Source organism: Paenibacillus sp. FSL H8-0122 (assembly GCF_038005345.1).
Classification (GTDB): domain Bacteria; phylum Bacillota; class Bacilli; order Paenibacillales; family Paenibacillaceae; genus Paenibacillus_AQ.
The window spans coordinates 2,745,268-2,761,396 of sequence record NZ_JBBOTB010000001.1; the positions used below are offsets into that span (position 1 = coordinate 2,745,268).

General features: G+C 51.5%; 15 protein-coding genes. 3 read left to right on the forward strand and 12 right to left on the reverse strand.

Annotated elements, in window-relative coordinates:
• Positions 1-5: 5 nt before the first annotated feature.
• Genes NSS64_RS12100 through NSS64_RS12125 form a run of 6 tightly spaced genes read right to left on the reverse strand, consistent with a single transcriptional unit; the run spans position 6 to position 5,857 of the window.
• The gene (locus NSS64_RS12100; protein WP_340940593.1) at positions 6-1,145 is read right to left on the reverse strand and encodes an ABC transporter substrate-binding protein; all 1,140 of its coding nucleotides are present in this window, start codon (positions 1,143-1,145) and stop codon (positions 6-8) included.
• Between the two features lie 38 nt (positions 1,146-1,183).
• Entirely contained in the window at positions 1,184-1,981 is a 798-nt protein-coding gene (locus NSS64_RS12105; protein ID WP_341140242.1) for an ABC transporter permease, read from the reverse strand.
• 36 nt (positions 1,982-2,017) lie between these two features.
• On the reverse strand, positions 2,018-2,845 hold the full coding sequence (locus tag NSS64_RS12110) for a VOC family protein (protein WP_341140243.1): 828 nt from the start codon (positions 2,843-2,845) through the stop codon (positions 2,018-2,020).
• 23 nt (positions 2,846-2,868) lie between these two features.
• Positions 2,869-3,849, reverse strand: coding sequence for a zinc-binding dehydrogenase (locus NSS64_RS12115; protein ID WP_341140244.1), 981 nt, complete (start codon positions 3,847-3,849; stop codon positions 2,869-2,871).
• On the reverse strand, positions 3,846-5,408 hold the full coding sequence (locus NSS64_RS12120; protein ID WP_341140245.1) for a class I adenylate-forming enzyme family protein: 1,563 nt from the start codon (positions 5,406-5,408) through the stop codon (positions 3,846-3,848). Before NSS64_RS12120 ends, NSS64_RS12115 begins: the two co-directional genes overlap by 4 nt.
• Positions 5,409-5,446: 38 nt before the next feature.
• Positions 5,447-5,857: a PaaI family thioesterase gene (locus NSS64_RS12125; RefSeq protein WP_340940602.1), complete on the reverse strand. Its 411-nt coding sequence runs from the start codon at positions 5,855-5,857 to the stop codon at positions 5,447-5,449.
• A 185-nt stretch (positions 5,858-6,042) separates the two neighbouring features.
• On the opposite strand from NSS64_RS12125, the gene NSS64_RS12130 reads away from it, so the two are divergent.
• The gene (locus NSS64_RS12130) at positions 6,043-7,017 is read left to right on the forward strand and encodes an MBL fold metallo-hydrolase (RefSeq protein ID WP_341140246.1); all 975 of its coding nucleotides are present in this window, start codon (positions 6,043-6,045) and stop codon (positions 7,015-7,017) included.
• A 5-nt stretch (positions 7,018-7,022) separates the two neighbouring features.
• On the opposite strand, the gene NSS64_RS12135 is transcribed toward NSS64_RS12130, so the two are convergent.
• Positions 7,023-8,063 (reverse strand): M23 family metallopeptidase, encoded by a 1,041-nt coding sequence (locus tag NSS64_RS12135; RefSeq protein ID WP_341140247.1) that lies wholly within the window; start codon positions 8,061-8,063, stop codon positions 7,023-7,025.
• Between the two features lie 209 nt (positions 8,064-8,272).
• Between NSS64_RS12135 and NSS64_RS12140 the strand changes: the two genes are divergently transcribed.
• Together NSS64_RS12140 and NSS64_RS12145 are read left to right on the forward strand one after the other, a co-directional pair.
• Entirely contained in the window at positions 8,273-8,998 is a 726-nt protein-coding gene (locus NSS64_RS12140) for a response regulator transcription factor (RefSeq protein WP_341140248.1), read from the forward strand.
• The gene (locus tag NSS64_RS12145) at positions 8,995-10,758 is read left to right on the forward strand and encodes a sensor histidine kinase (RefSeq protein ID WP_341140249.1); all 1,764 of its coding nucleotides are present in this window, start codon (positions 8,995-8,997) and stop codon (positions 10,756-10,758) included. The genes NSS64_RS12140 and NSS64_RS12145 overlap by 4 nt, the downstream gene beginning before the upstream one ends.
• Here NSS64_RS12145 and NSS64_RS12150 read toward each other — a convergent pair.
• The 5 genes from NSS64_RS12150 to NSS64_RS12170 all read right to left on the reverse strand — a co-directional run bounded on the left by NSS64_RS12150 (position 10,744) and on the right by NSS64_RS12170 (position 16,105).
• Complete coding sequence (locus NSS64_RS12150; RefSeq protein WP_341142802.1) at positions 10,744-13,020, reverse strand: excinuclease ABC subunit UvrA; 2,277 nt, start codon at positions 13,018-13,020, stop codon at positions 10,744-10,746. The two genes, NSS64_RS12145 and NSS64_RS12150, sit on opposite strands and share 15 nt — an antisense overlap.
• Positions 12,998-13,564: a dihydrofolate reductase family protein gene (locus NSS64_RS12155; RefSeq protein ID WP_341140250.1), complete on the reverse strand. Its 567-nt coding sequence runs from the start codon at positions 13,562-13,564 to the stop codon at positions 12,998-13,000. Before NSS64_RS12155 ends, NSS64_RS12150 begins: the two co-directional genes overlap by 23 nt.
• Positions 13,565-13,727: 163 nt before the next feature.
• Positions 13,728-14,153: an SRPBCC family protein gene (locus NSS64_RS12160; protein WP_341142803.1), complete on the reverse strand. Its 426-nt coding sequence runs from the start codon at positions 14,151-14,153 to the stop codon at positions 13,728-13,730.
• Between the two features lie 37 nt (positions 14,154-14,190).
• Positions 14,191-14,877 carry a TetR/AcrR family transcriptional regulator gene (locus NSS64_RS12165; protein ID WP_445667792.1) on the reverse strand — a complete coding sequence of 229 codons (687 nt, stop codon included), beginning with the start codon at positions 14,875-14,877 and terminating at the stop codon, positions 14,191-14,193.
• Between the two features lie 55 nt (positions 14,878-14,932).
• Entirely contained in the window at positions 14,933-16,105 is a 1,173-nt protein-coding gene (locus NSS64_RS12170) for an FAD-dependent oxidoreductase (RefSeq protein WP_341140252.1), read from the reverse strand.
• Positions 16,106-16,129 lie beyond the last annotated feature (24 nt).

Consider the following 16,129-nt stretch of genomic DNA (forward strand, 5'->3'; position numbering starts at 1 on the left):
ACCTTTTACTTGTCTGCCTTATACTTGCCCAGCTTCAACCTTTTGGCTACGTTCTCCGCAAACGTGTTGTCGAAGGTGCCGTCGACCGAGATTTTGTCCCGCTGCATGCCGTATTCATTCAGCAGATCCTCGGTCACCTGCAAGCGGTCTTTATCGACAATCGGGTCGTTCTCCCAGAGGACGATTTCCGATTCAATTGCGGTACGCGCTGTCTTCTCATCCAGGTTCAAATACTTGGCCGCCCAAGGCAGGAATTCATCCAGATGCGTCTTGGCGTATTCGTTGGCATAGAAATACACTTCGAGTACTCGTTCCACTACTTCCGGCTGCTCATTAATCAGCTTCTCGCTGGCTACCAGCACACCGGTCTGGTATTTCGGCATGAACTCCCAAGTCTTGGCCAGCACATTCCCCTTACCGGCCTGCTCTGCAATCGTGGCGAACGGCTGGTGAATAATAGTGGCGTCAACTTCGCCCGATTCAAACGTCGCATAAGCCGATTGATACACACCGTTCGGCACAAGCTCAACATCCCTTTTCGGATCGATGCCGTTCTGTGTGAGCACCTCCATCAAGGTGAGCGGCATACCGCCGATCGGCTGCGCAGAACCAATCTTCTTGCCCTTCAAGTCAGCGAACGTCTTGATCTCCGGCTTGGCAATGATCCAGTAAGCCCCGCGGCTTCTCCACATATTGCTGACGACTTTAATCTTCACACCGTTCACAATGGCAGGGATATAGGTTCCGGGGTCCCCGTCGGCGATGTCGACCTCTCCGGCTCCGAACGCCGCAACCGGGTTAATCGTATCGACAAAGTCTAGCTTAATGCCAGCCTCCTCATACCAGCCCTTGTCGATGGCGAACTGATTGGCAATTCCGGTCATCCCTTTGGAGAAACCGGCCGTCAGGGTGACCTCTTTGTTGTCCCGCCCTTTCCATGGCGGAATCCCTGAAGCGATATCCACGGTTGTATTGTCCAGTGTACTTGAAGCTGCCTCTGTGCTGCTACCGGTTTCCGCAGAACCCGTGGAGTTGGAGGAAGCAGGAGCATCCTTGGCGGACGAGCCGCAAGCGGCGAGCGTGAGAACCAGAGATATGGAGATCACTCCGCTAATTGTTTTGCTTAACCATTGATTTGAGTACATGTGTCTCTTCCCCCCCGTATATAATGTGCAAATCTTAATCAGGCCACGCGGCTCGGCATCCACCGGCGGCAGACCAATCTCTCGATCAGGTTGATCAGCCCGACGAACAGAACGGATAACACCGTCACCACAATAATGACCAAATACAATCTTGGCGTATTTAGTACAGCCTGGGACTCATTAAGCAGGAAACCAAGCCCATTCTTCGCTGCTGCCATCTCGGCAAATACGACGCCAGTGATCGCCGTCGCCGCCGTCACACGCAGCCCGTTGAAAATGGAAGGGAGCGCGGAAGGCAGTAAAACCTTGAATACCGTCTGCGCCCGGCTCGCCTTAAACACTTTGGCCAGCTTCAAATGCTCCGTCCGGGTCTGCTTGGAGCCCGTAACGGTGTTATACAGAATGTTGAAAAAGCAGAACAGAATGACCAGGATGACCTTACTCTTGAAGCCGATGCCGAACCAAACAATGAGCAGCGGCATGATCGCCGTTTTCGGAATCGCCATGATCGCTGCCATCAGCGGATCAATCAGCTTTTCCAATAACGGAAATGAGACGTATAACACACCAAGCCCGATGCCTGCTACCGCCGAAATAAGATATCCTACTGCAACCTCTTGCAGGGAAATGGACAAATGCGGCCAAAGTGTGTTTTCTTGGAGCATATACACGAACTCCTGTACAATCTGGGACGGGGAGGCCAAGAATACCCGGCTCACCCACTCGTTGGACACCGCTAGCTGCATACCCGCCAGCAGGATGATTACAAATGCGATTTGTACGCATAGAATCCATAGGTTTTTCGCTTTAGTGTCTTTTTTGGTGCGTAACGCCATGTGATGCCTCTCCTTTCCTTCAGGCGTCCCCTGCGATTATTTCAAATGATAGAAAGAACCGTGAAGGTTGACGTACTGCTCGGGTGAGCCTGCCTGACCGCTGTTCAATCCGACTAGAAACGGACGTTCTCCCCTGGATTGCAAGTACTCTTTTGCGGGTCCCTCATGATCCGGCTCCAAAAATACCAGTTGGAACGAGCCCAGATAAATGACTTGTTTCTTGCCCTTCCAATAGTCATCATAGACAGCTTCCCCGGCCTCTAAGTGGAGCCATTTCGTCCATCGGCTGACCGTCGCTCCCAAGTCGCGAACCGTAAATGCCACATAATCCAGTGTCACGGGACCACGGGCATGATCCGTTATGGTGCCGTTTGCCGTCAGCCCGGCCCTCCTGTCCTCATCGGCCTCGTTCCATTGGATGAAGAAGGGCAGCGGCAGTCCTTCTTCAGGTAAGCCTGCGAACAACAGCTTCCATTCCAGCAGCTTCCCGTCCGGCCTTCTGCGGGAGCAATCCACAGGACCGATTACCTGATAACCCTCGGTGGCTAGCTGCTCCGCCAACGCTTCAATTTGCTCCGTCCGCAGCGCGATCCGGCTGAGCCCTTCGACAAAACCGTCACCTGCCAGCGTATCCACGAGCCCGTAACGCTCAGTATCCTGGTGGGGAGGCAGCAGCTTCGGGTCAAAAATTCCGATCCATTCGATATAGCGCAGATCAAAATACGTCAGTGCGTTGTACGTTCCGATCAATTCGTGCCTTCCGCCGTTCACTGTATGAACTCCCAGCTCTGCAAGCTCTGCCAGCATTTGCTCAGGTTTATTCACGAAATGTACGGCATGATCAAACGTTAATTGAACTCCCATGGTCCGCTCCTCCTTGTCCTCAGTTAAGGATGAATAATGATCTTGCCGAAAAATTCCCGTTCCTCGATCAAACGGTGCGCTTCCCTGATATCCTCAAGCGGCAATACGCGGTCTATGACCGGCTTCAGCTTTTTACGGCTGACCAAATCCAGCAGCGTATGCAGATCTCCCTCTCCCCAGCCGTTGGAGCCGATGATCGAAATCTCGCGAACCCATACGTACCGGAGGTCCGTCACAGCTTCGAAGCCCGTCGTCGCTCCGCAGGTCAGAATCCGCCCTCCTTTGCGTGTCGCCTTGATGCTCTGCGGCCAGGTGGCTTTGCCGGTATAATCCACTACAATATCCGCACCCTGCTTGTCCGTCAAAGCCCATACTTCCTTGGCAAAATCGGATTTGCTGTAATTGATCACATGATCCGCTCCAAGCTCCTTCAGCTTCTCCGCCTTGCTGTCCGATCCGGCTGCTGCAATAATGCGTGCCCCTGCCAGCTTGGCGATCAGCACTGCGGCATTCCCTACGCCGCCGCTGGCCCCCAAGATAACAATCGTTTCGTTGGCCTGAAGCTTGCCCTGCGTAATCAGCATCCGCCAGGCCGTTCCATAAGCGATTGGCAGTGCTGCCGCCTCGTCAAAGCTGATGTCTTCCGGAAGAGGAATCAAATTGATTGCCGGAACCTTTACGTATTCCGCCAGTCCACCCGTCGTATCTTCGCCGAGCGCCCCTTTGCCCTGGATATGCGGATTGATCAGAACGCGGTCGCCAGGCTGCACGTTCGTCACCCCGCTTCCGATCTCTTCAACGACGCCGGCGACATCTCCGCCCGAAATATGGGGCAGCTCCAGCTTTCTTCCGGGAATTCCCCTTCTGACGAAAATATCGAGGTGGTTCAGGGAGACCGCCTTGACTTGGACCAGAACTTCTCCAGGACCGGCTTCCGGCTTCGGATAATCCCCCACCACTACATTGCTTCGGTCTCCATGTTCAAGAATCAGCGCTGCTTTCATATCGATTTGCCCACTCCTTTTTGTAATTGTTCAGCCAACATTTGTTTGAGCCGCGTCCGGTCCACTTTCCCCGGACCGGTCAGCGGAAAAGCATCCAATTCGTAAATCTCGCGCGGATGCGCATAGGCCGGTCCCCGCTCGATGAAGAACCGCTTGATTTCCTCACGACCCGTGTGATGATTTAATACGACAAATGCTACAGGCACCTCACCTTTAAGTTCATGAGGAACCGGAAGCACACAGGCATCCTCGACATGCGGATGCTGAAGCAGGATGTTCTCGACTTCCTTCGGATAGACGTTCTCGCCGCCTACGTTGATCATGTCGTCCTTGCGTCCAACAATGTAGACATAACCCTCATCGTCCTGCCAGGCCATATCTCCTGTTTTGAGCCAGCCGTCTGAGGTGATCCGTTTGCGTGTCACCTCCGGCAGATTCCAATAGCCGTCGGCTACGCCAGGGTTACTCACCCACAATTCGCCGATCGTTCCTTCCTGGACATCTTCTTCAGCCGCATCCACGATCCGAATCGAGCATCCCGGCAGCGGGAAGCCGGCTGATCCCGGCTTGTGCAGGCCCTTGCGCGATTCCAGCACAACCGGTCCTCCTTCGGTTAGGCCGTAGCCTTCATACACCTCGATGTGCATCCACTGCTTGATGTCCTCCAGGAGTTCAACCGGCGTATCAGACGATCCGCAGATCGCATACTTCAGTGAGCTGAGATCATAAGCAGCGGCTGACTCTTTCAGGTGAGTCACCAGCATCCGGTACAGGGCTGGAACGCCGGAAATATAAGTGGCCCGATGCGTCCCGATGGCTTGAAAAATAGCCGCAGGCTCAGGCGCCGGAAGGATAACGGCCGATGACCCGGAGTAGAACACCGCCTTCATGGACAGCATTGCATTCTTATGATACAGGGGCAGGGAGAGCACGGCCCGGTCTCCCTGCTGCAAGCTACGGATGTCGGCAATCGCCGTGACGTTCCACAGCTGACCGCTGTGAGTGAGGCGGCAGCCTTTGGGATTTCCGGTAGATCCGGACGTGTACGGAAGCAGGCACAGATCGCCGCCGCGGGTCGGATACAGGTCCAACCGGGTGTCCTGTGACGATAGCAATTCATCATAATCCAATGAATTCAGTCCGGGATCGTCCGGATGTGATTCCGCAGTGCAGATGATGCTCGCCGTGACATCCGCCTCCTGATGAATGAGCTTAGCCTTGTCCCCCATCGATGAATGGTAGACCAGCAAGCGGCTGCCGCTATCCTTGTAAATATAAGTAAGTGTATCTGCGCCAAGCTTTGAATTCATCGGCACCGGAACCGCTCCTATGGTCATCAGTCCGAAGCAGATTTCCAAAAACCTGAAGTCGTTGATGAATAGCACGGCCACCCGGTCTCCCGGCTCAATCCCAAGTCCGGCAAACAAATGGCCCGCCTGGTTGGTACGGCTCTGAAGCTCACCGTAGCTTATCGTTCTCCCTTGGGCAATGATTGCCGGACTTTGGGGAGCACGGGCTGCAGAGGAACGAATGATTTCTGCAAAATTGTAAGCGTTCATCGCTGCTCCACCTTCGTTTTCTGAATATTGTTAGTTTCTTACTCCTGTTTGGAGCTGAACAATCCTCTTCCAATTGCAACGGCTTTACCGGATTCATCGGCTGCCACGATATCGGCGATGCTGACGGTCCTTCCCAGCTTAACTACGGAAGCGGTAAACAGCAGATCCCCCGCCCTCCCGGGACGCAAGTAGTCGATTTTGAGATCGACCGTCGGTACCGGCTGGTTCAGTTGGCTGAACACGGCAAAATATCCGGCGATGTCGATGACAGTGGCAAGAATCCCCCCGTGGATATATCCATCGGCGGAGGTATAGAAGAGCTCATTATAGGGCAGCCGGATGGTAAGGGACTGATCATTCACTTCTTCTAACCGGATGCCCAGAAACTGATGGAACTTCGTACCGGTCAGAACCGGCTCTATTTCTTCTCTAGTTAAAACGGCGGCCAATGGATGTTCATCTCCTTTTTGTTTGCCTATGAAACATTTTTATTCATACTAAACCGGTAGGTATTTAATGTCTAATTGAATTTTTCTATATCACAACAAAAAAATCTATAAGCCATTGACGAAAGGCTCTGCATTGATCTATAGTTCTCACTAAACTTCGATTTACATAAAGAGGAGATCAATACATGGAGACACCGCTGAAGCAAATCTATCAGATTCGCATCCCGCTCCCCTTCCGGCTCAATCACGTGAACAGCTATCTTGTTCAGGACGGGGCCTGGTGGAGTGTCATCGATCCCGGGCTGGACACCGTAATTACCGAGAAATCATGGGTGCAGACGCTGCATCAGCTCCATATAAAGCCCTCTGAGATCCGCAACATTTACATTACGCATTTCCATCCTGACCATTATGGATTTGCCGGTAAGATGCAGCGCTGGGCAGGAGCTGAGGTGCTCGCAAGCCGCGAGACTTATGCCTTGGCGGAGCACTATTATAGCCAAGAGCAGGGAGAGCGAAATCTCCAATTTTATTTAAAAAGCGGAATGCCGGAGGTGCTTGCTCAGGAGGTAGCTGTGCTGGATTCGCAGCTGCTCCAGCAAATTTCCCCAATTACAGGAACGAGGGTAAACCTGCTGGAAGGGGACTCGATCACGCTCGCCGGGGAGCCGTATGAGATCGTGCTCGGCGGTGGCCATGCTGAGGGCAGCGTGGGGTTCTGGAATGCGGAACGTCAGGCGCTGATTGGCGGGGATCTGCTGCTGCAGACAATCACGCCCAACATCACCTATCAGTACGAAGACGATGAGGATAATCCGCTGGCGTCATATTTTAAGACATTGCACGCGCTGCAAAGACGGAATATCCGCACCGTTCTGCCTGGACACGGACCGGTGTTTCAGCCGCAGACCGGCTTTTTTGAATCTGTGATCGCCCATCATAAGGAGCGGCTCAATCATGTCCTGGACATTGTGCAGGAGGCTGGAAGCGCTGGTGCTACGATATATGACATTAGCCTGAGACTGTTCTCCAAGGTTTTTGACAATGACAGCGCGCGGTTTGCGCTTGGGGAGACCTCAGCACATGTACGTTACTTGGAACGGCAAAAACTCTTGCGGGTGCAAGAGTCCTTTGGAAAGTATGCCGTTTATAAAAACTGACGCAATTAATCGGGCAGTCCCTGAAAAGAATTACCCCGTGTCAGCTTCTGACTCTGATCGGCCCAGCGGATCTGAAGCGAACGCGAAGTGAAGATGTCGGGCCCGTCTGATACTTGAAAATGCAAGTGTGCTTCACTGGAGTTCCCTGAATTACCAAGATGTCCGATGAGATCTCCCTGCTGAACGTTATCCCCTTTTTTGACGGCTGCACTGCCTTGCTTGAGATGTGCTGTGATGCTGTGCTCCCCGTTTCCGTGATCAATGACCACAACATTCCCGGCCGGTTCTTCAGCGTTCATCACGCCCGGAGTGTTATCCGGGATGTCATTTTTGACTTCAACCACCCTTCCATCTGCTGCTGCATAGATCGGTTCACCAAAAGCATAATAATTCTCATTGTCCGTTCCCTTATCTTCATAGCTTGCAGCATCCTGAGTGCGGATAATGTCGAGTGCGTAACGCTGGGTTTCATGAGCATAATGATAGTTGGATAACACATCGTTCCCTCCCCAGAATACAAACCATTCGCCCTTCAGAGGAAACTGGAATGCAGTCTTGGTCAGCGCCTTATCCGTTTCTTCATGCCTCTCAAGCGGCTGAATAAGCAGCCCCGCAATCTGGTGATCTTCGGCAAAAGAGGCTTGAATCCCCTTAGTCCCCGTCTGATCCTTCCATGAGCTTTCAATCAGATTGTTCATTTTAAACTCCGTAACCTTCTCCCATGAAGCAATGCCTTCCATAAAGCTATCGGCAGTCGTCTTGAATTCGTCCAGCGATATGATTCCCTGCAGCTCCGGGCTCATCTGCTTGTAGATGTCCTCCTTCGATCCCTTCATTAAGGTATCCATGAAATTGTCAGGTGTAATCATTGCGCCCTCCCCCGCTCCATTCGCAGCTTCCACTGATGGGGCTGGACTGGAAGTCTGTTCTACAGGTAATTCCTCTTGCGGTTCAGCTGATTTCGAGGTGCCGCAGGCAGATAATATCACACACGTACCCAGCACTGCGGCAAGCAGCTTCCAGCTTTTCGAATGTACTCTAGTCATTTCCCTGCACTCCTTTGTTAGCACGATATCTTTCCAGTTCAGTGTACGAAATCAATCTTATCTGCCGTCTAACCCACTCTTACGTCTATCTTAACTTTGCAGCGTGTTCTATCTCCAAAATTAAGCATCCGTTAAGGTTGCCGGCACGCAACACAGTGCTTCAGAATGGTATGATACTTGTATAAAAAGCTGGGAGGCTCTATTTCGTCATGGATGAAGTTTCAATCCTGCTTGTTGATGATGAACAGGCGATTCTGCATATGCTCCGAACGGTATTGCTCAAAGAGCAATTCCTGGATATTGATACGGTCACTACCGGTGAAGAGGCGATTGCGGCATGTGAAAAGAAAATCTATCACTGCATCGTGCTGGACGTAATGCTTCCAGGCCGAAGCGGGCTGGAAGTCTGCCCTTTTCTGCGTCAAATTACAGATGCCCCTATTCTCTTTCTGACTGCGAAAACTACCGATTATGACAAGCTGACCGGCTTTGCGGTTGGAGGAGACGATTATGTCGTTAAACCCTTTAACCCGCTGGAGGTAGTCGCACGGATCAAATCCCTGCTGAGACGATATTTGCCCAGACAGACGGAAGCAGAGCAACCGCCGCAGGAAGGCATCTATGATTTTGGACGCTTTCAAGTCATTGAGCCAGCCGGTGAGCTTAGAGTAGAAGGTCAACCCGTGAACTGCCCAGCGCTGGTGTACCAGTTGCTACTGTTCTTTTGCAAACATCCCAATCGTATCTTTACCAAGTCTGAATTATATGAGCGGGTCTGGGGATCGGAGGCCATTCGTGATGATAACACCGTCATGGTGCATATTCACCGGATTCGTGAGCGTATTGAGGCAGATCCCTCCGCACCTGAATTATTGGTGAACGTACGCGGGCTAGGGTATAAGCTCATTCAGTCCGACATGGGGCCTGGGCGATGAGTGTAAGACGCAGATTGATGACGCGGTTCATTGGCTTGCTTGCGGGTACAGTGATTCTGATCTTGATCATAGGCGGAAGTATAGCTTACTGGGTCATTCAGCAGTTGAATGAGGCTAACCTTGTTGAAGATTTTGCTACTGTCGGGCTCGACCAGCTAATCAGTACAGCCGATATTTTGCCGGACGGCAGTGTTAAGTATGATCCCGGTCTGCTGAAGCGAATCGAAGAGAACAACGGCTGGCTGCAGATTCTCGATGAGCAGGGCCGTGTGCTGGATGCTTTTCATACTCCTCCTGATGTGCCGAATCACTATAAACCTGGAGAGCTCATATCCTATTGGCAAGGACAAAAGCCCTTTCCCTACGAGCTATATCTGCTTATCCGGGAACGACAAGGGATCAATTTCACCCTGCTGTATGGAGAGAACAACCAGGCCGTAACCATACTGGAGCAAGCATATAACGGGGGGCGTTATGCAAATAACAAGCTTGAACTGGCATCCGGGCAGCAGGACATCATCCGCGCGGCGGATGCCTATCTTCAGATTCTGGACGAACAGGGGCAGGAGATGGCTTCATTCAACAAGCCCGCAGCAGGGATTCCGGACAGCTACAGCATCCAGGATCTGATTCTGCGTACACGTTACCCCTCCCGGTATGGAATGACTGCAGTTACCAGCTATGATGAGCAGAACCATTCTACCTGGATGCTTAGTGTTCCACTTGGGAGCAAGCCGGCGGGGAGCAATGAGAACCCCTTCGGATTTATTTTTGGTCCAGCCCTGGCTGCACTTCTGGTATCTATTATCGGCTTGCTGATCCTGCTTGCTGTCTGGTATGCCAACCTGTTCGGTTATCCTATGCTCCATATGCTCCAATGGCTGCAGCGGCTGGAACGCGGACAATATGAGGAGCCGGCCGGCCCCCGCGGCAGGCCGCTTAGCCAGAAGAAGAACGGGAAATGGCGGCGGAAATATCGGGTATATACGGAAGTGTTACGTTCCATCCAGACGTTATCCGATACTCTGAAACAGGATAAAGAACTCCGCAGACAGACTGACTCTCTTCGCGAGGAATGGATTGCTGGAATCACCCATGATTTAAAGACACCCCTGTCCTCCATCCAGGGCTATGCACATATGCTGGAAGCAGAGAGATACGAGTGGGCTTCTAATGAAGTACGGGAATTCGCGGGCATTATGTTAGACAAGTCGATGTACATGGACAGGCTGGTAAGCGACCTGGCCATGACTTATCGTCTGCGCAGTGGCGGATACCAGCCCCCTGTTGAGCTAACGGATATCAATGCTCTGCTTCAGGATTTGGTAGAGCGTGCTGAACGTAACCCGGCTTATGGTGAGGGCCGCATTACGTTCCAGCCTGCCCCGGCTCAGGTACAGGGTTATGTACACATTCCCTCCTTTGAACGGATCGTTGATAATCTGACCGCCAATGCCCTGCTGCATAATCCGCCGGACGCGAAGCTGATTGTAAGTGTGCAGCCAGGTACGGAGGCAGGCGATTTCATCATTCAATTTGCCGATAATGGACGCGGAATGGATCAGGAGACAGTGTGGAAGCTGTTCGAACGTTACTATCGCGGCACAGATACAGCGGCACCCGATGTCGGCTCAGGCCTGGGTATGGCGGTAACCAAAGGCTTGATCGAGGCTATGAAAGGGCGAATTGAGGTTCGATCGAATCCCGAAGAGGGAACGAAGATAGGTTTGATATGGGATGCTCATTCAAGATTGCTCTAGAGCCTTGCGCAGATACGTCCCTGTTATAGAATGTTCAGCAGCGGCAAGCTGGGCAGGTGTGCCTTCGAATACGATTTGCCCACCCCGGTGTCCGCCTTCGGGACCCATGTCAATAATCCAGTCTGCACTCTTGATCACATCCAGATTATGCTCGATGACCAACACGGAGTTGACACTGTCGACGAGGCGGTTCATGATGTCCATCAGACCAGAGATATCGGACATATGCAGTCCGGTTGTCGGCTCGTCCATAACGTAGAGGCTACCCTCCTTGTGAAGCTCCTCAGCCAGCTTGATGCGTTGGCACTCACCGCCCGACAAGGTGCTCAAAGGCTGGCCCAGCGTTACGTACCCAAGTCCCACATCCTCCAGTGTCTGCAGCTTGCGGAGCAGCTCCTTCTTGCTGAAGAACTCCGAAGCCTCCCGCACGGTCATAGCCAGGACGTCGCTGATGGATTGTCCATTGAGTTTATAGGTCAATACTTCTTCGCTGAACCGCCTGCCCGCACACACTTCACAAGTCGTCCGTATGGGCTCGAGAAACGCCAGATCTGTGTAGATCATGCCTAGACCCTGACAGTTGGCACAGGCTCCCTTGGAATTGAAGCTGAACAGGGAAGCGCTGACCTCGTTGGCGGCTGCGAACAGCCGGCGGATGTCGTCCATTATTCCCGTGTAGGTAGCCGGATTAGAGCGGATGGATGTGCCTGCAGCCGACTGATCAATGACGATGGCATCCGGATGTGAGGACAGGAAAGCTCCGTTAATCAGCGTACTTTTACCTGAGCCGGCAACTCCCGTTACCACAGTCAGTACTCCAACAGGGATATCAACACTCACCTCCTTCAGATTGTGCAAGCTGGTGCAGGCTACGCTCATTCGTCCCTTTGGCACTCTGACAGATGTCTTCAAGGGCAGACTTTGCTTCAAGTACCGTCCTGTTAACGTATCCGCCTGGAGTAAGCCTGCAAAGTCACCATCATAGACGATTGTACCGCCACGGGTACCGGCATGAGGTCCTACATCAATAATATAATCAGCGATTTCCATCACTTCGCGGTCATGTTCAACAACAAGCACCGTATTCCCTTTGTCCCTGAGCTGGCGCAGCATGCCGTTCAGACGATGAACATCCCGCGGATGCAGCCCGACGCTTGGCTCGTCAAAAATATAGATCATATCGGTAAGACTGCTGCTCAGATGACGGACCATCTTAATGCGCTGCGACTCCCCTCCCGATAATGTTGTGGTCTGCCGGTCCAGACTGAGATACTCCAGCCCGATCGAGACCAGATGATTCAACCGGGTCAGGATTCCCTCCTTCATAGGCCCGGCAACGGGTTCCTGAATGGCTTCGATGATACAAATAAGCCCGCCAATCTCCATAGCCACACACTCAGCGATGTTGTATCCGTTAATCCGGCAGCCTAAGGCTTCTTGATTAAGCCGGCTCCCCTTACACAGGCTGCATTCGCTGTAGGACAAGAACCGGTCAATGGATTCGCGTTTGGCTTCGGACAGCTCGCTGCTGTCCCGCTTCAGATACAGGCGTGTGAGCTTGGGCAGCAGACCTTCGTAATCCGATTCGATGGCTCCGCCCTTGGTGTTGTACACGATCTTGCTCTCTTTGCCATGCAGGAGGACATCCATCTCTTCCTGTGTGTAGTCAGCGAGCCGCTTATCGTTGTCGAATAGTCCGGAATGGGAATATGTATTCCATAACCAGCCCCCCACTTTGAAAGCGGGGAACAGAATCGCGCCATCATTCAGCGACCTGGACCTGTCAAGCAGCTTCTCCACAGCGAACTGCACCACTTGTCCCACTCCCGAGCACTCCAGGCACATACCAGCCGGGTCGTTAAAGGAGAATACATGCGAATTGCCAATGAACGGTTTGCCGATTCTGGAGAACAGCAGCCGGAGCATAGCATTGATATCCGTGATCGTGCCAACCGTCGAACGGGAGTTGCCGCCGAGTCTTTTCTGATCGATAACAACGGCCGTAGACAAGTTCTCGATGAGATCGGCGTCTGGCTGACTATACCGGGGTAGCCGGTTGCGGATGTATGCAGAGAACGTCTCATTAAGCTGCCGCTGAGCTTCGACACTGATGGTGTCGAAGACCAGCGAAGATTTGCCCGAACCCGAGACGCCTGTGAAGATCGTGATTTTCCGTTTCGGAATGCGGACATTCACGTTTTTCAGGTTATTTTCTCTCGCGCCTTTAATGACGATATCATTAGCGTGCACCAGGCTCACCATCCCAATGGTATATAAGCTGAACAAGTCCGGAGGAGAAGCTTCGGGTATGAGCTAATTTTAAATTCAACCGTTCTTTGATATCCGCAAACAGCGGTTTTCCTTCTCCGAGAACCACAGGGTGAACGGATAATCTGAATTCATCCACAAGTCCTAATTGAATAAACGTTGTAATCAGGCTTGCTCCACCATATAACCAGATGTCTTTACCGGGTCTCTGTTTGATTTTGTTTACTTCTTCGAGAATATGGTCGTTTATATAAATAGCTTCATGCCCCTCCCCCTGCTGCGACCTGGAAAACACATATTTCTCTTTGCTATGAACTAGTGCCCAAAGTTCTTTGTCAGCATCCGAATCTTCATCCTTCAGAATGTATTGTCCAAATAGGTCATAGCTTTTTCTTCCATAAAATATGGTATCCACTTGATTCAAAAATTGAGTGAACTCCAGCTCAGGGTCCATAATGCACCAGTCCACTTCTCCATTTTTCCCTTCAATATAACCATCCAAAGTAACTGCCAAGTCTAAAATGATTCTTCTGCTCACGATTTATTGCTCCTTTCGTTGATTTAATATCATTATAAAGCTTAATCATGTCACCTTATGTCATATTTAAAACATCTGTTCTCCTTCTTTGAACGAAGAGTATGCTCCTACTAAGGCTTCAAAAAGAAAAACGCCTGGGATCCCAGGCGCCTTTCTTTGATAGTTAGTTGTGCTCGGTATACGCTTTGAAATTGTCCATGATCGCTTGCCAGCCTGCTTGCTGGAGCTCGACGGGGTTGGCGTTTTCCGCATCGAATGTTTGAATGATCTTCGTCTCATTCCCTTGATCGACGAACGTGATCTCCACTCTTCTTCCGTCTTCTATGGTGTAGCTGATCACTTCGTGCTGATTCACGACATCGTATACGCCGCCAAAATCAAAGCCCATGCTGCCGTCCTTCGCTTCCATCCGTGTCAGAAAGGTACCGCCGGCCTGCAGATTGTTCTCGGCTCTCGGCGCATGCCAGTCCTCGGACGCCTGATTCCACTTCGTGATGTGATCCGGCTCGGTCCAGTAGCGCCATACCTTCCCGATAGGGGCTTGAACCACGGCTTGTACAATTATTTTCGTCGGTTGATTCGCTTCCATTTCAATAGACACCTCTCTCATGATCTTCGTCGCTTGGTTACTTACCATTGTCTCCTAACTGTTTGTGCAATATCCCCTGAAGTATCACCTCAATGGCCCAGAAGAACCTCTCCTTGGAGGCAGTATCCCCCGAGAATAAATCAGTCTTCAGACTGTTCATCAACGGAAACCGTACCGGATCTGCTTCATTATAGTAGCTCTGGGCAGTTTCCATCAGTTCGTTTGCTCTCTTTGCCTTCTCCAAGGCAATGGAAGACACGTACAGGAGCAACAGGTCCGTTCCCCAAGCAGCAGACGTAGAGGTGATTCCTCCCTTCTGGAGGACAGTAAGTAAATACTCATTCAGACGAAAAGCATGATTCCCAATAGGAATCGTCTGTAGAGACAGCTCAGCTAATCCGGGTTGCTCGATAAGCAGCTCCGCATAAGCATGCAGTGCTTGAAATAACTGCTCCTTCCAGTTATCGTCCGTCAGCTCCGGCAGGTTCAACTCACCGAGACCAAGGTCAAGCACATAAGAACTCAATTCCTGCAAATTTTTGACGTAAACATACAGGGAGGAAGGTCCGGTGTCCAGTTGTTTGGCAACCTTCCTCATGCTCATACCGGAGGTCCCTTCCTGCTTCAGCAGCTCATAGGCGGTTTTGACAATTAGTTCATGACTGAGGGGTTCTTTGGCTGGCCGGTTGCGGCGGCTCACAATTTCTCGTTTAGGTTTCATCATACTTTTCTTATAACATGCCGGAAGACAATAGTAAATACACCCGCGGAAGATAACCTCATCCCAGCTGATCAGCCTGAACTTGGTAAGATTGTATCAGTTCAGCAAATTTTGGTGCCGCATTCTGTGAGAAGCTCAGGATGAGATTTTCGTTAGATACATATGCTTTCTCTGAGGCATACTGGAACATTTTCTCCTCATATTCTTCAATGGCCACTGATGTCTGCTTGTTCCTTACTATGGCAAGAGCCAGCTCCAGCGCATCCAGCATTGCAAGATTCACCCCTTCTCCGGCAAAAGGAGACATGACATGTGCAGCATCCCCGATCAACGTGACACCAGAGTTCCGTTCCCAGCGAAAGCCGACAGGCAGCATGTAAATCCGTCTGGGCACAACAGCATCTTCCGCATACCGGATATAATTCTTGAGCGGTTCACTCCAATCGTGAAACAGCTCAAGCAGCTTTGCCTTTATCTCCTGCGGGTTATCGCTGCGGATTTCGTCTAACCAGTCCCGCTCTACCTTGAAACTCGCATATACTTTGATCCGTCCGTTGCCGTTCAGCTGGCCCAGAATCCCTTTGTGATCATCCAGTGCAAACATCTTGCCACGTGCGTTGAATGCTGCCAGATCCGGGTGATCGGCTGCAATAACGTTAAGCTCCAGCATAGTCAGACCTGAATATTCCACATTTGTATCGGTAAGCAGAGGGCGAACGCGGGAAAAGGCGCCATCCGCACCAATGACAAGATCTGCCACAGCGATATGTCCATTCTCAAAATGAAGCTCCGTCTTACCCTCGCCCAGAGATACAACCTTCTCCAGTTTATACCCATATTGAATGGTAGACGGATCTAATTTGTTTAATAGCAAGTCACAAAGCACACCACGGTCAATCTCCGGGCGTCTCTGCCCTTCCGAGATCTCTTCATCGGCCACTTCATCCAGGTATATAGTCCCCGTCTTATCCATGAGCCGGAAGTCTTCGCCCTCAAACCTTGCTGCCTGCAGAAAAGCTTCATATAATCCGGCTTCCTTCAAAGCGAGTTGCCCGGATTCTTCATGGATATCTAAGGAGCCTCCGCGTTCATGGCTAAGGTCCTCATGTTCACGTTCGTAAATCGTCGAGGAAATACCATGCTGTTGCAGAATCAGGGCGAGCGTTAGCCCTCCTGGTCCACCCCCAATAATGGCGATCCGGCGTTGTTCGGTAGAATTAACAGTTGTCATGTGTAGACATCTCCTTCGTTTGAA